This window comes from Streptomyces gobiensis (genome assembly GCF_021216675.1).
GTDB lineage: Bacteria > Actinomycetota > Actinomycetes > Streptomycetales > Streptomycetaceae > Streptomyces > Streptomyces gobiensis.
The window spans coordinates 3,178,844-3,197,140 of record NZ_CP086120.1 but is presented as its reverse complement, the minus strand read 5'-3'; the positions used below and the strand labels follow the sequence as shown (position 1 = coordinate 3,197,140).

Below are 18,297 nucleotides of genomic sequence, written 5' to 3'. Positions count from 1 at the left end.
CCACCCCGCCGCCTAGCCTGCACGAGGTGTCCCAGACGATCCGTACCCAGACGATCCGTACCCTCAGCGACCCCGCCGACATCCCCGGCTGGCTCCGCGCCGTAAGCACCGGCTTCCTCGACGCCAAGCAGGCCTCCCACCAGGAGCTCACCCCGCAAGAGGCAGCGGGCCGACTCGAAGGCTTCGAGCTGTCCCGCACCCAGGGCGCGTACGACGGCGACCGCTGCGTCGCCACCTTCCGTACCTTCCCGCAGGAGCTCACCGTCCCCGGCGGTGCCACCCTGCCCGCCACCGCGGTCACACAGGTCACCGTCACCGCCACGCACCGCCGCCGGGGCCTGCTCACCCAGATGATGGGCAACGCGCTGGCCGCCGCCAAAGAGCGCGGTGACGCCTGTGCGAACCTGATCGCCGCCGAATACCCGATCTATGGCCGCTACGGCTTCGGCCCGGCGACCTGGACCACCGACTTCGAGGTCGACATTCCACGCGCCGGACTCAACCGCCACGTCGCCTCCGACACCGGCGGCGGCCGCATCGACGTCGTCGAGGCCGGTGACGTCCGTAAGTCCGGCCCCGCCTGCTACGAACGCTTCCGCGCCCTCCCCACCGGCGCGGGCGTCGTCGACCGCGGCGAGCATCGCTGGCGGAAGCTGACCGGCGACCTCCGCTTCCCCGGCGATGGCTGGCAGCAGCGCTTCTTCGCCCTCTACCGGGACGCCGAGGACACCGTGCAGGGCCTGGCGGCCTACTCCGCTGAAGACCTGTGGGAAGGCAAGGTGACCAAGGTCCCCGTCACCGTCCACCAGCTGACCGCCGCCACCGCGGCCGCCGAGCGCTCCCTGTGGCACTATCTGCTGTCGCTGGACTGGGCCGTCACCCTCCGCTCCGGCGGCCGCGCGCCGGACGATGTGCTGCCGTTGCTGCTCGGGGACCCGCGGATGGCCCGTATCACCTCACACGGAGACCACCTCTGGCTCCGTCCGCTGGATGTCCCCATGATGCTGAAGTCCCGCTCTTACGCCGCCTCCGGCACGCTGGTGCTCGACCTCCATGATGAGGCGGGGCTGGCGGGCGGCCGGTTCCGGCTGGACGCCTCACCGGAGGGCGCCACCTGTACGCCCAGCAGCGCGAACGCCGATCTCTCCATGGAGATCGGCGAGTTGGGAGCGCTCTTCCTCGGCGACGAGGCGGTGACCCGGCTCAGTGCTCTGGGCCGTATCACCGAGCACCGCCCTGGTGCGGCCGCCCTGGCGGACACTCTGCTGCGAACGGCCCGCCGCCCCTGGTGCCCGGACACCTTCTGAGCCGCTGTACCGCTGAGCCGCCGACTCGCCGACTCAGCTCAGGATCAGCACGGCGAGCACCGCCCCCCGGGTACGGCACCGCCGATGTGCTGGGCCTGGACCGAGTACCAAGCCACGAGGACATCACGCTTGCGTACAAGCGGTACCGCGTAGCCGTGTACGTAAAGTGAGGCCACCAGCGACGCTACGACCAGGAGGAGCCGCGATGAGCGACGCGCCCACCCCCGAGAGCAGTGAGCCCGCGCACGACCCCGAGGTGCTGCAGCTCGCGGCCAAGATCTTCGACCTCGCCCGGCACGGGGATACGGACACCATCGTCGCGTATGTCGACGCGGGGGTGCCGCCGAACCTCACCAACGACAAGGGCGACTCCCTCGTCATGCTCGCCGCGTACCACGGCCACGCCGCCGCGGTCCGCGCCCTGCTGGAGCGGGGCGCGGACCCGGACCGGCTCAACGACCGTGGCCAGACCCCGCTCGCCGGTGCGGTGTTCAAGGGCGAGGACGAGGTGATCCGCGCCCTGCTGGACGCGGGCGCGGATCCGGCGGCCGGAACACCGAGCGCGATCGACACGGCCCGGATGTTCGGCAAGGAAGAGCTGCTGGAGCTGTTCGGCGCGCAGTAAACGTACGCGCCACTGGGCCCCCTGAACGAATGACTCTGCATATCTACCGGATGATCGGATCGTTAGGCCGGTCCAGTGGGTGACACCACTGGCAGGCGCCTTTCATGGCGCGAAAGGCGCCTGCCGGTACCGCACCTGCCGACGCCCGTCTCTGCCGCGCCCTAGTCCAGCCAGACAAGCATCGCGTCGCCCTCACGCGCCGCCGCTTCGAAGAACGGCACCAGCGAGTCGTAGTGGTCGCGCACATAGTCCAGCGACTCGCCGCGCTCCCAGATGATGCTCGGATAGACGTCCGCTCGCGCCAGCTCTTCCGGGGTGACACCTTCGATGAGACGGGCGCCGGTCATCTTCGCGAGCGCCCCGGCAGCCACTTGGACCTGATCCGGGGTCAGGTATCGGGGAGGCCCGTACCCCCAGTCCTCAGCTTCGGGGATGGCTTCCTCGCCATGGACGATATCGACAGGGAAGCCCACACGCCGGAGCAGGAAGCCCAGGGCATCCCAGGCCTTGTCGGTATCCAGGCAGCGCGCCTCGGACGGATCTGCCTGCGCGTCCAGCTCCGCCTCGACCAGCTCATCAACGAAATCCAGCGCCCACTCCGAATCGTTGATGACCTGGTCGAGTTCGGACGTCGTCACGCGTGCGTATTCACCGATCATGCTCATGGCCGGAGACTAACGGTGGCGACTGACAGCCACGTGGGCAGACGGCGAAGCGGCAGCCCGCTGCCGGATAAGGCGAGGTGGCGCGCAGGACGGCGGTGTCCACGGGGCAGGTGGTACGGGACTGCTCGGGCTGATGCGGTCAGGTCGTGAGGTGACGCGGGCGGGGGTCCGCTGGGCCCAGCGCGTCGAACTCAGAGTGCAGCCAGCCGGCGAGCTGGTGGCCGCGGATGCCGGTGAACAGGCCCGAGTTCTCGACATCGATTCCCGCGTAGGCGCACGATCTCAGGAGGATTTCCTTTGCAGGGCGTCGCGTAGCCGCAGCAGTTCGCGGCGGCGGGATTGCGCCCGTGCCAGGAGCAGTCCCGCGGCGGCCACCAGGACGGCACCGGTCAGGGCGGTCCCCAGCACCCCGGCCGCCGTGCCGCGTACCGCGGCCAGTACGACTCCGGCGACGCCGGTCAGCGTGGTCACCACCAGCGCGAGCCGGGCGCCCAGCACCCGGTCCCGGGCGAACAGCGGTCGGCGCCTGCTGAGTACCCAGCCGGCGAAGGCCGCCCAGGCCAGCCCGACCGCGATCAAGCCTGCGAACCCCGCCTGGGTCCGTGTGGGGAGCGGGTCCGGCTCGGTCGCCCACAGCACCGCGATCAGTGCCGCGCCGCATCCTCCCGCCAGGCCCACCGCCACGTGCCGCAGCCGGGAGCGCAACGAGACCTCCGCCGCCAGCGCGCGCTCCAGTTCTTCAGGCACATCCCGGTGTGCTCCGTGGTTCGGCTCGCTCATGCCTCATGTCCCCTTTCAGCCATGATGTTCCGCAACATGCGGCGGGCTCGGTGCAGTCTGCTCTTGATCGTGCCGGGCGGTACGCCGAGCACTTCCGCGCAGGCGTTCAGCGGTAGATCCTGCAGGTGGAACAGGATCAGCACTTCGCGCTCCACCGGCGGCAGCCCGCTGAGCCCGGCTTCGATCTCCATCCCGTCCAGGACGCCGCTGAGGGAATCGTTGTCCTCGGCGACAACGTCTGCCTCCACCGCTGCTACCTCCTGGGCCGCGTAGGCGTGCCGCAGGTGGTTGACGACCGTGCGCCGTGCGATGGTGAACAGCCATGGGGCGAACCGTTCCGGCTGCCGCAGGCGCGGCAGTCCGCGCACGACGGCGACCCACGTCTCCTGGACGAGATCGTCCGCGACGTGCTGTGAGCCGACCATGCCCCGCACATACCGCAACAGCGGGACATGCCAGACATGCACCAGCTCGGTGAACGCCTCCCGCTCGCCGAGCTGGCAGCGCACCACCAGCAGTCCGCTGCATCCGTTCTCGGCCACCGCACCTCCCCATCCCGCGCCACCCGTCACCGAAACAGTCGGCACCCACGACAGAAAGGTTCACGTCCCACGCCACTGATCGGTCTTCGCCACCCTGGCGGCACAGACGCCCGGCAACCAGCCGCCAGCACCGGATCGAGCACCCCGACCCGCTCGTACTCCCAGTCGACCCGGGCGCAGGCCGCTGCCGTGGCCGTGAACTTCGCCGCATCTTCCGGCTCGATCCGCAGTTCGGCGCAGGTAGCCGCCCAGTACCAACCGGAAGGGTGCGCTGCCCCCGGTACGACGGGAACGGGGCACCTGCTCGGCCGCCTTGAAGCGAGTCGGCCACATCACCTCAAGCGGCCCCCGGCGCAGCCCGCCCCGGGCGTCGATGTACTCCAGCCAGAAGTCTTCCGCCTCGAGACAGATCAACAGATGGTTCGCGGGCAGACGGCGACGCCCGGCGACACTCGACACCGTTGCAAGCATTCGCTTGCAAAAGCTAGCACCCCGGGGCACAGTGGAGGCATGGCCTCACTGCACCCCAGCGGGATCGGCGAGTTTCTGCGTGAGCAGCGGCGGAACGCCCAGCTTTCGCTGCGCCAGCTCGCCGACGCCGCCGGGGTGTCGAATCCGTATCTGAGCCAGATCGAGCGCGGCCTGCGCAAGCCCAGTGCGGAGATCCTTCAGCAGCTCGCGAAGGCGCTGCGGATCTCCGCCGAAACGCTCTACGTGCGGGCCGGGATGCTCGATGAGCGGGAACGGGAGGAGATCGAGGTTCCGGCCGCGATCCTCGCCGACCCGTCGATCACCGAGCAGCAGAAGCAGGCGCTGCTTCAGATCTACGAGTCGTTCCGGACCCAGAACGGCACCATGCAACAGTCGCAGCCACAGCCCGGGAGGGATTCTCATGCCTAACGCCACCGATCTCCGTAAGACGCTCACCGACCCGAAGCCCCTCTATGCCGCCGCGGGCGTCATTGAGAAGGTCCGTAATGAGGCGCCCGACCGGATCGCCAAGATCGTCAAGGTCAAGGACACCGATCCCAAGGTCGTGCAGGACAAGTTCCAGGGGTTCCTGTCCACGCTGGACGCCGACATCAAGAAGCTCCGCGAGCAGGCCCAGCACCTCGCGCTGCAGGGCGTCGGCTACACCGCCGAGGCCGTGGTGAAGGCGAAGGAGAGCTACGACTCCCTGGCTGAGCAGGGCAAGGTCGCGGTCGAGTCCTGGCGCGGTAAGGAGGAGGGCGAAGCGGCCACCTACGAGACGACCATCGAGCGGGAGCCGGTCACCGTGGTGGAGCCGGAGCCCGAGGCGGACGCTGAGCCGAAGAAGGCGGCGCCCCGCAGGAGCACGGCCGCCAAGAAGACGACGGCCAAGAAGACGACCCCCAAGTCGGACTCCTGAGTCGGACTCCTGAGTCCGTTCTGGGCCGGGCTCTGGCGGGGGCCGGGTAATCGTTGGGACAGGCCGGGCATGGGCTATATGCCCGGCCTGCCGTCCAGGTAGCGTGGAAGGCCAAGGACGGCGTATTTCTCCAGGATGGTGGACAGCGTGTTGCTGCAGGGTTTCGGCACTTTGATGAGCTTTGTCTTCCTCGGGCTACTGGTCTTCGCGATCTTCTGCGTGGTGGACGCGGCTCTGCGCCGTGAGGACGCTTATCGGGCCGCCGACAAGAAGACCAAGCAGTTCTGGCTGATCATCCTTGGGCTGACGGTCGCCGCGGGCCTCTTCGTGCCGTCGTTCTTCCTGCTGAAGATCGCGGGCCTGATCGCCAACATCGTCTACATGGTCGATGTCCGCCCGGCTCTCATCCAGGTCAGCGGGGGCGGTGGCGGCAGCTACCGGGGCAGCAGCAGCGATGGGCCGTACGGTCCGTACAACCGCTGAGCGGAATCGAGCGATCAGCCCCGGTCGAGCAGCAGCACCGCTACATCGTCCGTCAGCACGCCGCCGTTGAGCTCTTCCACGTTCTCCAGCATCCCGTCCAGCAGCTGCTCACCGCTCCTGCCCCCGGCCAGCCCGGAAGTGACGAGGTCCAGCATGCCGTCCTGGCCGAGCCGCTCATTGCCGCGCCCGATACGGCCCTCGATCAACCCGTCCGTGTAGAGCATCAGGCTCCACACACCGCCCAGCTCCACCTGGCTGCGGGACCAGCGGGCCCTCGGCAGCAGGCCGAGCGCTGGACCGGCGTAGTCGTAAGGCAGCAGCCGTGGCGCGGAGCCACCGCCGACCACCAGCGGCTCGGGGTGACCGGCGAGGCAGACCCCGGCACGGCGCCCGTCCGGCGAGATATCGACCATGCACAGGGTCGCGAAGATCTCCTCGTTCGCCCGTTCGTGCTCCAGCACCTTCTGCAGCGTGCCCAGCAGCTCATCGCCGCACAGCCCGGCGAAAGTCAGCGCCCGCCAGGCGATCCGCAGCTCGACGCCGAGCGCGGCCTCGTCGGGGCCGTGCCCGCACACATCCCCGATCATGGCGTGCACGGTGCCATCGGCGGTGCGCACCGTGTCGTAGAAGTCCCCGCCCAGCAGCGCCCGCGAGCGCCCCGGCCGGTAGCGCGCCGCGAACCGCAGTGCGCTTCCGTCCAGCAGCGGGGTGGGCAGCAGCCCACGTTCCAGCCGGGCGTTCTCCTGGGCGCGCAGCCGTGACTCGGTGAGCTGCCGCTGTGCCAGGTCGGCCCGCTTCCGCTCCACCGCGTAGCGGATCGCCCGGCTCAGCAGCCGGCCGTCCAGCTCGTCCCGGCAGAGGTAGTCCTGTGCCCCGATCCGTACCGCCTCCGCCGCACGCTCGGCATCGTCCTCGCCGGCCAGCACCAGTACCGCGTGCTGTGGCGCGAGCCGAAGCACTCGGGGGAGTGCGTCGAGATCGCCCACTCCCAGGTCGAGCAGGACGCAGTGCACATCGTCGGTGAGCAGCCGCTCGGCCTCGGTGAGATTACGGGCCGTACGGACCCGTACCCGGCCGCCGAAGGCGTCCGGCATCTCGGGGAGCGGTGGGGCGCCGGCGGGATCGGCCTCGATGATGAGCAGTGTCTCCGCCTGCCGTGGCAACGCCGCTGACACCGGGACCTCCGTCCCATCGCCCACGGATATGGGCATAACCGCAGTCCTCTTCCCTCCCCCCGAGGGCATCAGACACCCCGCTCGGGATGCCGCAGGCGACCTTAGCCGCCGGGTACGCCGGTGCGGAATGGTTTACGGCCCGCCATCGTCGGCATATGCCATGGATCACGGCCGGAGCGCCCTGATCAGCCCTGATCGCCCCGATTAATCGCCCCGATGAGTCGATCAGTCCGGCCGTACGACACCGAGGATGGGGAGCACGCCCGCGCCCTCGACCCGGATCTGCCGTCCGGTCCGTGGTGCGTGAACCATCTCGCCGTCGCCCAGATACATCCCGATATGGCTGGCGTCCTTCTTGTAGACGATCAGGTCGCCCGGCCGCATCTCCTTGGTGCTGACCTTCTTCAGGCCCTTCCACTGCTCCTGCGAGGTACGCGGGATCCGCTTGCCGGCGGCCTCCCAGGCCCGCATCGTCAGGCCCGAGCAGTCAAAGGTGCCGGGGCCGGTGGCGCCCCACTTGTAGTCCTTGCCGATCTGTTCCGTGGCGTAGGCGATCGCCTTCTTCCCCTGCTTTGAGGCTTTCGCGTTGACCTCGTTCAGCACTCCGGACTTCAGCCACTTCAGCTGACGCTCATAGGAGGTCTTCTCCTCCAGCTCCTTCAGCCGCTCAAGCTCATCCTCCGCAAGCTGGGATTCGAGCTTTTCGGCCTGCTTCAGCTTGGCCTCGATCCGCTTCTTCGCCGCGGCTCGCTGTTTCCGGCTGGTCTCCAGCTTCTCCCACCGCGCCGTGGCGGCCTTGGCGTAGCCGTTCAGCGCCTGCTGTGTGGTGCTGAGCTGGCCGATCACTCCCCTGGTGGCCTGCTGGCCCTTCTGCATCAGGCTGAGGGAGTGCAGGAACCGCTCCGGGTCGCGTTCCAGCACCATCCGCGTCCCGGCGGGCATCCCGCCGCTGCGGTACTGCGCCCGGGCCATCGCGCCCGCCTGGTCGTTGAGCTGCTTGAGCTTGCCCTGGTTCTGATCGATCCGCCGGGCCAGCCGCACGATCTCCCGCTGCTGCAGCTTCACCTTCTCCGCGGCCGCGTTGTACGCGTCAGTCGCGGAACCGGCCTGGTCGTGCAGCTTCTCGATCTCCTCGCGGACCTCTTCCAGGCTCCGCGACTGTGCCTGTGCCTGCGACTGCGACTGCGAGTCCGACTTCGGCCCCGGCTCCGGCGGCTTGTGCGGCGCCGCGTAGGCGCCCCCGCCCGACACCGCCAGCACACCCACCGCGCAGACCAGAACGGTCCCCTGACGCATCACCGCGACATCCCCTCCGTAACGGTGCCTTCTCCGCGGCACCCCCGCCGGATGGTGACACGGCACGCGAAAATCCAACAGAGGCGTACTCCGGAGACCCCGTGCACAGGCCAGGCACAGGCCAGGCACAGGCCAGGCACAGGCCAAGCGCCCGCCCGCCGCCCGGCCGGGCGCCGCCCGCTGCCCGCGCGTTCATCTGAATTTCTTGAGGTCCTTCGGGTGCAGCAGGATGCTGCACCTTTCGTCCGAGTTGTCGAACCTCACGGAGACCCGGACGGCCGTTGTCCAGCGCTTGCCGTTCCGCCTGACGTAGCCAGTGGAATGGGCGTAACGGCCCCGTTGATTCCCCTTATAGAACTTGCTGCTCTCTTTTGCCGCCCGGGTGTGGCCAATTTTATCGAAGGGCACCCAGCGGCCTATGCCATTTGCGACCCGTCTGGCCTCAACCCGGCTGTTCCCATGGTTTCCCCTGGTCCGCTGGATGGCATAACCCCACTCCACCATGTAGGTGAATCGTGCTGCTTCACTACCCTTTGCCACGGGCTTGCTGGTCGTTTTGATGTACGCCTTGGCCCAACGCCCCTTGGCGCTCCTGCACTGCTTCACCGCACGGTACTTGGCCTTTCCCTTGGGCGGCTCAGCGGCAGTCACCGCCGCCGCGGGCCATGCCGAGAAAGCGAGACTTCCTGCTACGACGGTGGTCATGGCCGCCGTAATCCAGGTGGTACGCAGCATACTCGATCCCCCTCATTCCATTGACGGCGACAACCGTGCCAGATGGGGAACAACGAGGACAAGGACAAGGACCACATAAAACGGAATGTTAAATTCCAGAGGTGATTCGCATATACCAAGCCGGATATATACCAAAGAAGTAATGTGAGGCCCCCGCCAGCGACTCTGCCAGCGTGACTACTATCCGCGCATATCGCAGCACCGTGCGCACTCATCATGCTCCGGGACGGGATCGCTCGCCGGTGAGGCCACTGCAACGTTCGCTGAGGTTCACCTTGTGTTCACTCTCGACCGTCGGGGGCTTCATCTGCCCTACCTAATTTCATCCCTACGGAGTGCGAGTCTCCTCGCCGAGCAGAGGGTCGCGCCGCATGGCTGATCGAAGAGAACAAACACTTCATCTCATCGCTTGCCGCCCCCACCGGCGGGCTTCAGGAAGGAACTGAACCAAGTGAAGCTTCACCGCACGAACCGGCTTCGCACCCTGTCTGTCGGTGCTCTCGCGGTCACCAGTGCCCTGGTCCTGTCCGCCTGCGGTACGGACGAGAACACCGGCAACGGCGGCGGGAAGACCGACGCGGCGAGCAACATCAACTGCGAGGGCAAGGGCAACCTGCTGGCCTCCGGCTCCAGCGCGCAGAAGAACGCCATGGACGTCTGGGTGCAGAAGTACCAGCAGGCGTGCAAGGAGACCCAGGTCAACTACAAGGCCACCGGGTCCGGCGCGGGCATCCAGGAGTTCCTGCAGGGCAAGACCGCCTTCGCGGGCTCCGACTCGGCCCTCAAGGAAGACGAGATCAAGGACTCCCAGAAGGTCTGCAAGGGCGGCGGCAAGGGCATCAACCTGCCGATGGTCGGCGGCCCGGTCGCCGTGGGCTACAACCTCTCCGGCGTGGACGACCTGGTCCTGGACGCCCCCACCCTGGCCAAGATCTTCGACTCGAAGATCACCAAGTGGGACGACACGGCCATCAAGAAGCTGAACCCGGACACGAAGCTGCCGTCCACCAAGATCCAGGCCTTCCACCGCTCGGATGAGTCCGGTACCACGGACAACTTCACCGACTACCTGAACACCGCCGCTCCGGACGACTGGAAGTACGAGGCCAGCAAGGCCTGGAAGGGCAAGGGCGGCCAGTCCGCGGACGGCTCCTCCGGTGTCGCCTCCAACGTCAAGCAGACGGACGGTGCCATCGGCTACTTCGAGCTCTCCTACGCCACCGGCAGCGACCTGAACACCGTCAAGCTGGACACCGGCGCCAGCAAGCCGGTCGAGGCCACCGTGGAGAACTCCTCGGCCGCCATCGGCGCCGGCAAGATCGTCGGCAAGGAGGGTGACCTCGCCATGGAGCTGGACTACGCCACCAAGGCCGAGGGCGCCTACCCGATCGTCCTGGTGACCTACGAGATCGTCTGCGACAAGGGCAACAAGGCAGACACTCTGGAGGCCACGAAGTCCTTCCTGACCTACGCTGCCAGCGAGGACGGCCAGAAGGCCCTCGAGGACATCGACTACGCGCCGATGCCGGAAGAGATCATCACCCAGGTCCGCGAGACCGTCGCGAAGATCTCCTGAATCTGACGCACTGAGGCGGTCGGCCTCCTCCCCGGGGCCGACCGCCCAACGCCCCAACAGACCCACACTGCTCCCCACCCATTCCGGTGCACCGCCGCCAGGGCCCAGCTGAGAACCCCGGGTCCGCACCAGACCGGAGAAACCATGGACATATCTCCCACCACGGCCCCGCCACCGCCTGAACAGGCGGAGCGGGCGAGCGCCACCCGTATGGGTGACCGGATCTTCCTCGGCCTCTCCAAGGGCTCCGGTATCACCCTGCTGGTGGTCATGGCCGCGATCGCGGCCTTCCTCGCATGGCGCACCATCGGTGTGCTGCCTGAGAACGAGGGCAACTTCCTCACCACCTTCGAGTGGAACGCCAACGCCACTCCGCCGGTCTTCGGCATCGCCGTCCTGGCCTTCGGCACCGTCGTCAGCTCGATCATCGCGATGGCTATCGCAGTGCCGATCGCGGTCGGTATCGCGCTGTTCATCTCCCACTACGCACCGCGCAAGATCGCCGCGCCGATGGCGTACATCATCGACCTGCTCGCCGCGGTCCCCAGCATCATCTACGGCCTGTGGGGCGCCCTCTTCCTGGTGCCGCACCTCACCGGCCTCTACACCTGGCTGGACCAGTTCTTCGGCTGGACCGGGATCTTCTCCTACGACGGCGGAGCGCCCCGCTCGCTGTTCACCGTCGGCATTCTGCTGGCGATCATGATCCTGCCGATCGTCACCAACGTCTCCCGCGAGGTCTTCAAGCAGTCCCCGAAGATGCAGGAGGAGGCCGCGCTCGCGCTCGGCGCCACCCGGTGGGAGGTCATCAGGATGTCCGTCCTGCCGTTCGGCCGCTCCGGCGTCATCAGCGCCGCCATGCTGGGCCTGGGCCGTGCGCTCGGCGAGACGATGGCGGTCGCCACCGTGCTTTCCCCAAGCCTGATCATCAAGGAGAGCCTGCTCGACCCCGGCGGCGCGACCTTCGCGCAGAACATCGCCGCGGCCTTCAAGGAGGCGGGCCCCATCGGCCGTGACGCCCTCATCGCCTCCGGCCTGGTCCTGTTCGTGCTCACCCTGCTGGTGAACGGCGCGGCCCGCATGATCATCGCTCGCCGCAAGGAGTACTCGGGGGCCAACGCATGAGCAACATAGTCCTGGACAAGCCCACGGTGGACGCTGCCGACGTCCGGCCCACCACGCTGAAGCAGCCCCGCCTCCCCCGTTGGGCGCCGCTTGGCCTGGCCGTTGTCTCCGCTGGGCTCGGCATCGGCATCGGTCTCCTCGGCGGCCTGCACAGCCGCCTGCAGTGGGGCCTGATCGCCGCCCTGCTCTATGTCGTCCTCACCCTGCTCGTCGCGACCGCCGTCGAGGGCGGACGGCAGGCCAAGGACCGGCTCGCGACCAGCATCGTCTGGGTCTGCTTCCTGGTCGCTCTGGTGCCGCTTGTCTCCCTCCTCCTGGAGACGGCCACCCAGGGCGTGAAGGTGCTGGACGGCTACTTCCTGACGCACTCGATGCACAACGTCATCACCAGCCAGGAAGGCGGCGGTGTCTACCACGCCCTCGTCGGCACCGTGCAGCAGGTCGGCATCGCCACGCTGCTGGCCGCGCCGATCGGCCTGATGACCGCGATCTATCTGGTCGAGTACGGCCGTGGCAAGCTCGCCAAGGCCGTCACCTTCTTCGTCGACGTCATGACCGGCATCCCGTCGATCGTGGCCGGTCTGTTCGTCCTCAGCTTCTGGATCATCCTGCTGGACTTCGGCTACTCCGGCTTCGCCGGCGCGATGGCGCTCGCGATCCTGATGCTGCCGATCGTCGTGCGTTCCACCGAGGAGATGCTCAAGCTCGTTCCGAACGAGCTGCGCGAGGCCTCGCTGGCGCTCGGCGTACCGAAGTGGCGGACCATCCTCAAGGTCGTGCTCCCCACGGCCATCGGAGGAATCACCACGGGCGTGATGCTCGCGGTCGCCCGTATCGCCGGTGAGACAGCCCCCGTGCTGCTGCTGGTGTTCGGTGCCCAGCACATCAACACGAATCCGTTCGAAGGCGCGCAGTCCTCCCTGCCGTACTACATCTACGAGCAGTGGGCGGTCGCCACTCCGGCGTCTTACGACCGCGCCTGGGCCGCAGCGCTCGTACTGATCGTCTTCGTGATGATCCTCAACCTGGTCGCCCGCGGCATCGCCCGCTGGAAGGCCCCGAAGACCGGCCGCTGAACGGCCACGTAGAGAAGTGAAGTGATTGACATGGCCAAGCGCATCGACGTCAGCGGCCTGACCGCCTACTACGGCTCACACAAGGCCATCGAGGACATCTCGATGACCGTGGAGCCCCGCTCCGTGACCGCCTTCATCGGCCCCTCCGGCTGCGGCAAGTCCACGTTCCTCCGCACCATCAACCGGATGCACGAGGTCACCCCCGGTGGCCGTGTCGAGGGCAAGATCATGCTCGACGACGAGTCCCTTTACGGACCCGGCGTCGACCCGGTCGCGGTCCGCCGCACGATCGGCATGGTCTTCCAGCGGCCGAACCCGTTCCCGACGATGTCCATCTACGACAATGTCGCGGCGGGCCTGAGGCTCAACGGCACGTACCGCAAGTCCGAGCTCGACACGGTCGTCGAGAAGTCCCTCAAGGGCGCCAACCTCTGGAACGAGGTCAAGGACCGGCTGAACAAGCCCGGCTCCGGCCTCTCCGGTGGCCAGCAGCAGCGTCTGTGCATCGCCCGCGCGATCGCGGTTGAGCCTCAGGTGCTACTGATGGACGAGCCCTGCTCGGCGCTGGACCCGATATCCACGCTCGCCATCGAGGACCTGATCGGTGAGCTCAAGGAGCGCTTCACGATCGTCATCGTCACGCACAACATGCAGCAGGCCGCTCGCGTCTCCGACCGCACCGCGTTCTTCAATCTCGCGGCGATCGGGCAGCCCGGCAAGCTCATTGAGATCGACGAGACCGAGCGCATCTTCTCCAACCCCTCGGTGCAGGCCACCGAGGACTACATCTCCGGCCGCTTCGGCTAAGCGGGGCTGAGCCGGAACCAGAACGTCCTGCGGTGCTGCATGGCGGTGCCACCGCAAGACGAAGGGCCCGCCTCCCTCCATGGGGGAGGCGGGCCCCACACGTCCCCTCGGGCGGGTTCCCGGCGGGTGGGTTTCCCCGTATCCCGCCCCTTCCCGGAAACCGGGGCTTCGCCCCGGGGCCCCGGGGGTGGCCCGGTGCGGGACGGTGGCTGGTGTTGTGCCCACCCGTTCCGCCCCTCGGGCGGACCGAGTGCCCACAACACTGTGGGGGTCTGGGGGCGGCAGCCCCCAGTTTCGGGAAGGGGTGGGTCAGGGGAGAACCCCCCGCGGCGGCCGGTTAGCCGAAGGCCAGGTTGACCAGCCAGTAACTCAGGGCCGCGACCACCGCCGCAGCCGGCATCGTAATGAACCACCCCGCGATGATGTTCTTCGCGACCCCCCACCGCACGGCCTTCACCCGCTTCGTCGCGCCCACCCCCATAATCGCCGAGGTGATGACATGCGTCGTCGAGATCGGCGCATGGAATATGTACGCGGTGCTGTACATCACGGACGCTGCCGTCGTCTCCGCGGCAAACCCCTGCGGCGGGTCCAGGTCAATGATCCGCCGCCCCAGTGTCCGCATGATCCGCCAGCCCCCCGCATACGTACCGGCCGACAGCATCAGCGCGGAGGCGAGCTTCACCCAGATCGGAATCGCCTCGCTCTGTTCCGCCACGCCACCGATGACCAGGGCCATCACCACGACGCCCATGGTCTTCTGGGCGTCCTGCAGACCGTGGCCCAGCGCCATGCCCGCCGCCGAGACCGTCTGTGCGATACGGAAGCCCCGCTGTGCCCGCTGCGGACTCGCCCCCCGGAATATCCACATGATCACGGTCATCGCCAGATAGCCGACCAGCAGGCCGACGATCGGCGACAGGAACATCGGGATGACGACCTTCTCCAGCACCCCGGACCAGTACACCGTGCTGGACCCGGCGAGTGCCGCGCCCACCATGCCGCCGAAGAGCGCGTGTGACGAGGACGACGGCAGCCCGAAGTACCACGTGATCAAGTTCCAGGTGATCGCGCCGGCCAGCGCCGCGAAGAGGATCATCATCCCCTGTTTGCCGGTGGGCGTCGCGATCAGCCCCTCACTGACCGTCTTGGCGACCCCGCTGCCCAGAAACGCCCCGGCGAGGTTCATCACCGCGGCCATCACCAGCGCCGCCCGGGGTGTCAGAGCCCGGGTCGAGATGGATGTCGCGATCGCGTTCGCAGAGTCGTGAAAGCCGTTCGTATACGTGAAGAAGAGCGCGACGCCGATAACGACGACGAGTGCGAAGGTGTCCACGAAGTTCAGGACTCCTTGACCGCGATGGTCTCCACCGTGTTGGCGACATGCTCAAACGCGTCGGCCGCCTCCTCCAGCACATCCACGATCTGTTTGAGCTTCAGCACCTCGATCGCGTCGTACGTGCCGTTGAAAAGATGGGCCAGCAGCTTCCGGTGGATCTGGTCGGCCTGGTTCTCCAGCCGGTTCACTTCGATCCAGTACTCGGTGAGGTTGTCCATCGTCCGCAGATGCGGCATCGCCTCGGCCGTGAGCTCGGCGGCCCGCGCCAGCACCTCGATCTGCTGATCGACGCCCTTGGGCAGCTCATCGATCTGGTAGAGGACCACCAGATCGACGGCCTCCTCCATAAAGTCCATGATGTCGTCGAGTGAGGACGCGAGACGGTAGATGTCCTCGCGGTCAAACGGCGTGATAAAGGAGGAATTGAGCTGGTGGAAGATCGCGTGCGTGGCGTCGTCCCCCGCGTGCTCCGCGGCCCGCATCCGCTCGGAGATCTCGGCCCGTGCGGAGGCGTCCGCCCCGAGCATTTCCATCAGGAGTTTCGAACCGGTCACGATGTTGTCCGCGGAAGCGGCGAACATGTCGTAGAAGCTCGTCTCCCTGGGGGTCAGACGAAAGCGCACGGTGGTTCCTCGGGGTGCATTGGCGTCGGTCTCGTTGATGCTAGGCGCATCATCCGGCCACAGTGGGCCAGCGTTCAACAGTGTCACCCATCGAATGTCGTACCCGGATAGGGGGCCCAAAGTCCCGCATCACCGCACAACGGAAATTCTGTACCATATACCTAGCGGGGGTATGACCCCAGCGCCGACAACGGGAGAGCCGCATGACCACCACCGAGGAAACACCTCGCCCTACGCCACCCGGCCCGTACGGATACGCCAAGGAAAAGGACGCCCACCTCAAGCGGCTGCGCCGCATCGAGGGCCAAGTCCGGGGCCTCCAGCGGATGGTGGAGGGAGATGTCTACTGCATTGACATCCTCACCCAGGTCTCCGCCTCGACCAAGGCGCTGCAGTCCTTCGCCCTCCAGCTCCTGGAGGAACACCTCCGGCACTGTGTCGCCGCGGCGGCGACAGAGGGCGGCGAGGAGATCGACGCCAAAGTGGCCGAAGCCACAGCCGCCATCGCCCGCCTGCTGCGGACATAGTGAGCGCAGAGTGATGTACGCACAGTGATGTACGCATAGTGATGTGCGCATAGTGATGTACGCCGCCTGCGTGGCTACCCCGAGTCGGAGCTGCCCGGCCCGGCCAACAGCACCTCATCGATACGGTCGTCGCTCAACCGTTCCTCCGGCTCCGCCGCCGCCGCGATGATCAGTTCGCCATAGAGCTCAATCTCGGCGAGGGCCTCCCGGTCCTGAACCGCCGACTCTCCAGGCATCCTCGCCACCTCCTCGCACTTGCCCCGAATCCCCAGAGTAGGGAGATTTCCCCCCTGTGCGCATGGCACATCCGGACTATTGGTCCGGCGTGGCAATCTTCCCTGCGTAGATGTCGCCCGGCTCGGGCATGACGACCTTCACCGGCGCCCCAAACGCGTACAGCGCGACGGTTGAGGCGATTTCGACACCATCGCCCGGCTCGTTACGGAAAACGAACTCGTGCCGGACCTTCCGCAGGCGCCCCTGCCCATCGAGAAACGCGTCAAACGGCACCGCCTTCTTGGAAAACCCTTTCGCCGCCGCTACCAGCTGCATGCGCGAGAGCGGCGACGCCTCTTTCGCGGCCACCGTGAGGTCCGTAATGCCCCGGTAGTGACGGACGGCCTCACCATGGAGCTTCTTCTCCCCCACATACGCCACCTTTCGCGCGCCGCGCAGCAGTTCAGCCGCGCTCATGGGGTCCGTAGCACCGTTGGTGACCAGGTTTCCGTCCGGCAGCGTGGTCGTATCCACCCGCACCCACTTACCGTCCGGCACTCCCGCCCCCCGGTTCTTCATATACAGCGTCTCCGGTGTGAACACCTCCGTCACCGGCTTCTGCTGACCGTCCGGAAGCGTGACCGTCAACCGCCCCACCCGCTTCTGGTAGTCGAAGCCCCCTACCCCGCGGATCGTCAGCCGGGTGCTGCCGCTGACCATCTCTATGGCGGTACGGGCCTTGGACGTGCCTGCCCGGACCAGTACATCGGCCGCTCGCGCCACCTCGGCCTGGTGATCGCGCGGATATGTGTCCTCGGCGGCGACCCCTCGGCCGGAGCATCCCGCACCGGCAAGGGTCGTCAGCACGACCACGGCAACAGCTACGGCCGTACCTTTCCGCCTCTCCATGGCAAACGACTCCCAACAACCATCATGGAACTCGTTCCCCTTAACGATGGCCTTGAGCGGCCGTCACGCCCCGGTACCTTGGTGGCGTGCCTGAGCCAGACACCCTCCCGCAGGACGAGCACCAGACCAGCACAACGGAACGCGGTTCTTTCGTCAGCGCCAGCTGCTCCTGCGGCTGGCACGGCCCCGCCCGCCGTGCCCGTGGAAAGGCCCGTGAGGACGCCTCAGCGCATACGCACAGCACAGGCGCCGAGTAGCTCAGGCCGCCAGACCCCGCTCACGCGAAACCGACTCCGACCCTGACTCCGCCTCTGACTCCGAGCCCGACCCTGCCCCTGACTCCGTCTCCGACGCCGACCGCGCGCGGACCAGCCATCCCGCCCGTGGCGAGGTCGCGATGGTCCGGGTCAGCGGGGTCAGCAGCGCCAGCGCCAACGGCGCCAGCAGCAGTACGACCGCCGTCCCCAGCGCGAAACCGCCCACCACATCCGTTGGATAGTGGACCCCCGCGTACACCCGCCCGAAGCCCTGGAACAGTGCGAGTGCGATCGCGGCGAGCCCGAAGCGCCGGTTCACCATAAAGATTCCGACGGCGATCGCCATGGTCAACGTCGAATGGTCGCTGACGAAGGAGAAACCGGTCTTACCGGGCACCAGGACCTCAAGATCCTGGTGGTCGATGAACGGCCGTGGTCTGGCCACCAGCTCCCGGATCGGGAAGTTCACCAGATACGCGACCGACGCCGCCAGCGGTGCCCACAGCAGTCCGGCCACCGCCGCCACCGCGTCGGTCCGCCGCCGGGCCACCCACCAGGCCCATACGCCCAGCACCATCAGCCCGAAGAGGACGCCGTACTCACTCAGAAAGCCAAGCGTCGAATCGACCCAGCCCGGCGTGCTCCTGGCCAGGCCGTTCACGCGCTGAAGCACGTCGACGTCGGGGTTGTCCCATCCAGCCATCGCGATGCGGCCCCTTCATCTTCGTCTTCGTCTTCGTCTTCATCGTCGCGTGTACGCGCTGCCGACCCCCGTGGTAGCGGAATTCCCATTCCACTCACAGAGAACGCCCTGACCGCCCTTCGGCGTTCCACTCTCAACCGA

22 protein-coding genes are annotated in these 18,297 nt (G+C 67.3%); 11 read left to right on the top strand and 11 right to left on the bottom strand.

Translation table 11 applies throughout. From position 1 onward, the window contains the following. Nucleotides 1-26 precede the first annotated feature (26 nt). Together test1122_RS14925 and test1122_RS14920 are read left to right on the top strand one after the other, a co-directional pair. Complete coding sequence (locus tag test1122_RS14925; protein ID WP_232269658.1) at nucleotides 27-1,307, top strand: GNAT family N-acetyltransferase; 1,281 nt, start codon at nucleotides 27-29, stop codon at nucleotides 1,305-1,307. 205 nt (nucleotides 1,308-1,512) lie between these two features. Next, a complete protein-coding gene (locus tag test1122_RS14920) occupies nucleotides 1,513-1,932 on the top strand; it encodes an ankyrin repeat domain-containing protein (RefSeq protein WP_277879830.1) in 420 nt (139 codons plus the stop codon). 161 nt (nucleotides 1,933-2,093) lie between these two features. Here test1122_RS14920 and test1122_RS14910 read toward each other — a convergent pair whose 3' ends face one another. The 3 genes from test1122_RS14910 to test1122_RS14900 form a co-directional block, all read right to left on the bottom strand. Further along, on the bottom strand, nucleotides 2,094-2,597 hold the full coding sequence (locus tag test1122_RS14910) for a YfbM family protein (protein WP_232269657.1): 504 nt from the start codon (nucleotides 2,595-2,597) through the stop codon (nucleotides 2,094-2,096). A gap of 282 nt (nucleotides 2,598-2,879) precedes the next feature. Next, the gene (locus test1122_RS14905) at nucleotides 2,880-3,377 is read right to left on the bottom strand and encodes a transmembrane transport protein (RefSeq protein WP_232269656.1); all 498 of its coding nucleotides are present in this window, start codon (nucleotides 3,375-3,377) and stop codon (nucleotides 2,880-2,882) included. Next, a complete protein-coding gene (locus test1122_RS14900) occupies nucleotides 3,374-3,919 on the bottom strand; it encodes an RNA polymerase sigma factor (RefSeq protein WP_232269655.1) in 546 nt (181 codons plus the stop codon). Before test1122_RS14900 ends, test1122_RS14905 begins: the two co-directional genes overlap by 4 nt. Before the next feature lie 510 nt (nucleotides 3,920-4,429). On the opposite strand from test1122_RS14900, the gene test1122_RS14895 reads away from it, so the two are divergent. The 3 genes from test1122_RS14895 to test1122_RS14885 all read left to right on the top strand — a co-directional run bounded on the left by test1122_RS14895 (nucleotide 4,430) and on the right by test1122_RS14885 (nucleotide 5,792). After that, on the top strand, nucleotides 4,430-4,819 hold the full coding sequence (locus test1122_RS14895; RefSeq protein ID WP_232269654.1) for a helix-turn-helix domain-containing protein: 390 nt from the start codon (nucleotides 4,430-4,432) through the stop codon (nucleotides 4,817-4,819). Next, the gene (locus test1122_RS14890; protein WP_232269653.1) at nucleotides 4,812-5,309 is read left to right on the top strand and encodes a hypothetical protein; all 498 of its coding nucleotides are present in this window, start codon (nucleotides 4,812-4,814) and stop codon (nucleotides 5,307-5,309) included. Before test1122_RS14895 ends, test1122_RS14890 begins: the two co-directional genes overlap by 8 nt. Before the next feature lie 147 nt (nucleotides 5,310-5,456). Further along, a complete protein-coding gene (locus test1122_RS14885) occupies nucleotides 5,457-5,792 on the top strand; it encodes a DUF2516 family protein (RefSeq protein ID WP_232269652.1) in 336 nt (111 codons plus the stop codon). Nucleotides 5,793-5,806: 14 nt separating this feature from the next. Here the strand turns inward: test1122_RS14885 and test1122_RS14880 are convergent, their stop codons facing one another. From test1122_RS14880 to test1122_RS14870, 3 genes are all read right to left on the bottom strand, one after another. Beyond that, nucleotides 5,807-7,003: a PP2C family protein-serine/threonine phosphatase gene (locus tag test1122_RS14880; RefSeq protein WP_232269651.1), complete on the bottom strand. Its 1,197-nt coding sequence runs from the start codon at nucleotides 7,001-7,003 to the stop codon at nucleotides 5,807-5,809. A gap of 189 nt (nucleotides 7,004-7,192) precedes the next feature. After that, nucleotides 7,193-8,263 carry a C40 family peptidase gene (locus tag test1122_RS14875; RefSeq protein WP_232269650.1) on the bottom strand — a complete coding sequence of 357 codons (1,071 nt, stop codon included), beginning with the start codon at nucleotides 8,261-8,263 and terminating at the stop codon, nucleotides 7,193-7,195. Nucleotides 8,264-8,455: 192 nt separating this feature from the next. Beyond that, the gene (locus test1122_RS14870; protein WP_232269649.1) at nucleotides 8,456-8,998 is read right to left on the bottom strand and encodes a hypothetical protein; all 543 of its coding nucleotides are present in this window, start codon (nucleotides 8,996-8,998) and stop codon (nucleotides 8,456-8,458) included. Between the two features lie 451 nt (nucleotides 8,999-9,449). Between test1122_RS14870 and pstS the strand changes: the two genes are divergently transcribed. From pstS to pstB, 4 genes are all read left to right on the top strand, one after another. Next, complete coding sequence (gene pstS, locus test1122_RS14865) at nucleotides 9,450-10,574, top strand: phosphate ABC transporter substrate-binding protein PstS (RefSeq protein WP_232269648.1); 1,125 nt, start codon at nucleotides 9,450-9,452, stop codon at nucleotides 10,572-10,574. Nucleotides 10,575-10,718: 144 nt separating this feature from the next. Continuing rightward, a complete protein-coding gene (gene pstC, locus test1122_RS14860; RefSeq protein ID WP_232269647.1) occupies nucleotides 10,719-11,699 on the top strand; it encodes a phosphate ABC transporter permease subunit PstC in 981 nt (326 codons plus the stop codon). After that, the gene (pstA, locus tag test1122_RS14855) at nucleotides 11,696-12,775 is read left to right on the top strand and encodes a phosphate ABC transporter permease PstA (RefSeq protein ID WP_232269646.1); all 1,080 of its coding nucleotides are present in this window, start codon (nucleotides 11,696-11,698) and stop codon (nucleotides 12,773-12,775) included. The genes pstC and pstA overlap by 4 nt, the downstream gene beginning before the upstream one ends. Nucleotides 12,776-12,805: 30 nt before the next feature. After that, nucleotides 12,806-13,582 (top strand): phosphate ABC transporter ATP-binding protein PstB, encoded by a 777-nt coding sequence (gene pstB, locus test1122_RS14850; protein ID WP_232269645.1) that lies wholly within the window; start codon nucleotides 12,806-12,808, stop codon nucleotides 13,580-13,582. A 337-nt stretch (nucleotides 13,583-13,919) separates the two neighbouring features. Here pstB and test1122_RS14845 read toward each other — a convergent pair whose 3' ends face one another. After that, on the bottom strand, nucleotides 13,920-14,918 hold the full coding sequence (locus tag test1122_RS14845) for an inorganic phosphate transporter (protein ID WP_232269644.1): 999 nt from the start codon (nucleotides 14,916-14,918) through the stop codon (nucleotides 13,920-13,922). A gap of 5 nt (nucleotides 14,919-14,923) precedes the next feature. Next, the gene (locus test1122_RS14840; protein WP_232269643.1) at nucleotides 14,924-15,544 is read right to left on the bottom strand and encodes a DUF47 domain-containing protein; all 621 of its coding nucleotides are present in this window, start codon (nucleotides 15,542-15,544) and stop codon (nucleotides 14,924-14,926) included. 203 nt (nucleotides 15,545-15,747) lie between these two features. Here test1122_RS14840 and test1122_RS14835 point away from each other — a divergent pair, with 203 nt between their 5' ends. Further along, the gene (locus test1122_RS14835; RefSeq protein ID WP_232269642.1) at nucleotides 15,748-16,071 is read left to right on the top strand and encodes a metal-sensitive transcriptional regulator; all 324 of its coding nucleotides are present in this window, start codon (nucleotides 15,748-15,750) and stop codon (nucleotides 16,069-16,071) included. A 74-nt stretch (nucleotides 16,072-16,145) separates the two neighbouring features. On the opposite strand, the gene test1122_RS14830 is transcribed toward test1122_RS14835, so the two are convergent. After that, nucleotides 16,146-16,307 carry a hypothetical protein gene (locus tag test1122_RS14830; protein WP_232269641.1) on the bottom strand — a complete coding sequence of 54 codons (162 nt, stop codon included), beginning with the start codon at nucleotides 16,305-16,307 and terminating at the stop codon, nucleotides 16,146-16,148. 76 nt (nucleotides 16,308-16,383) lie between these two features. Next, nucleotides 16,384-17,196: an SCO4651 family lipoprotein gene (locus tag test1122_RS14825; protein WP_232269640.1), complete on the bottom strand. Its 813-nt coding sequence runs from the start codon at nucleotides 17,194-17,196 to the stop codon at nucleotides 16,384-16,386. Nucleotides 17,197-17,282: 86 nt separating this feature from the next. On the opposite strand from test1122_RS14825, the gene test1122_RS14820 reads away from it, so the two are divergent. After that, entirely contained in the window at nucleotides 17,283-17,453 is a 171-nt protein-coding gene (locus test1122_RS14820) for a hypothetical protein (RefSeq protein ID WP_232269639.1), read from the top strand. A gap of 1 nt (nucleotide 17,454) precedes the next feature. Here the strand turns inward: test1122_RS14820 and test1122_RS14815 are convergent, their stop codons facing one another. Further along, complete coding sequence (locus test1122_RS14815; protein ID WP_232269638.1) at nucleotides 17,455-18,156, bottom strand: phosphatase PAP2 family protein; 702 nt, start codon at nucleotides 18,154-18,156, stop codon at nucleotides 17,455-17,457. Between the last annotated feature and the right edge of the window lie 141 nt (nucleotides 18,157-18,297).

Bases quoted from the DNA above. Each gene is read 5' to 3' on its own strand.
- test1122_RS14920 (WP_277879830.1), top strand. From the start codon at position 1,513: ATGAGCGACGCGCCCACCCCCGAGAGCAGTGAGCCCGCGCACGACCCC.
- test1122_RS14910 (WP_232269657.1), bottom strand. From the start codon at position 2,597: ATGAGCATGATCGGTGAATACGCACGCGTGACGACGTCCGAACTCGAC.
- test1122_RS14905 (WP_232269656.1), bottom strand. From the start codon at position 3,377: ATGAGCGAGCCGAACCACGGAGCACACCGGGATGTGCCTGAAGAACTG.
- test1122_RS14895 (WP_232269654.1), top strand. From the start codon at position 4,430: ATGGCCTCACTGCACCCCAGCGGGATCGGCGAGTTTCTGCGTGAGCAG.
- test1122_RS14890 (WP_232269653.1), top strand. From the start codon at position 4,812: ATGCCTAACGCCACCGATCTCCGTAAGACGCTCACCGACCCGAAGCCC.
- test1122_RS14880 (WP_232269651.1), bottom strand. From the start codon at position 7,003: ATGCCCATATCCGTGGGCGATGGGACGGAGGTCCCGGTGTCAGCGGCG.
- test1122_RS14875 (WP_232269650.1), bottom strand. From the start codon at position 8,263: ATGCGTCAGGGGACCGTTCTGGTCTGCGCGGTGGGTGTGCTGGCGGTG.
- test1122_RS14870 (WP_232269649.1), bottom strand. From the start codon at position 8,998: ATGCTGCGTACCACCTGGATTACGGCGGCCATGACCACCGTCGTAGCA.
- pstC (WP_232269647.1), top strand. From the start codon at position 10,719: ATGGACATATCTCCCACCACGGCCCCGCCACCGCCTGAACAGGCGGAG.
- pstA (WP_232269646.1), top strand. From the start codon at position 11,696: ATGAGCAACATAGTCCTGGACAAGCCCACGGTGGACGCTGCCGACGTC.
- pstB (WP_232269645.1), top strand. From the start codon at position 12,806: ATGGCCAAGCGCATCGACGTCAGCGGCCTGACCGCCTACTACGGCTCA.
- test1122_RS14835 (WP_232269642.1), top strand. From the start codon at position 15,748: ATGACCACCACCGAGGAAACACCTCGCCCTACGCCACCCGGCCCGTAC.
- test1122_RS14830 (WP_232269641.1), bottom strand. From the start codon at position 16,307: ATGCCTGGAGAGTCGGCGGTTCAGGACCGGGAGGCCCTCGCCGAGATT.
- test1122_RS14825 (WP_232269640.1), bottom strand. From the start codon at position 17,196: ATGGAGAGGCGGAAAGGTACGGCCGTAGCTGTTGCCGTGGTCGTGCTG.
- test1122_RS14815 (WP_232269638.1), bottom strand. From the start codon at position 18,156: ATGGCTGGATGGGACAACCCCGACGTCGACGTGCTTCAGCGCGTGAAC.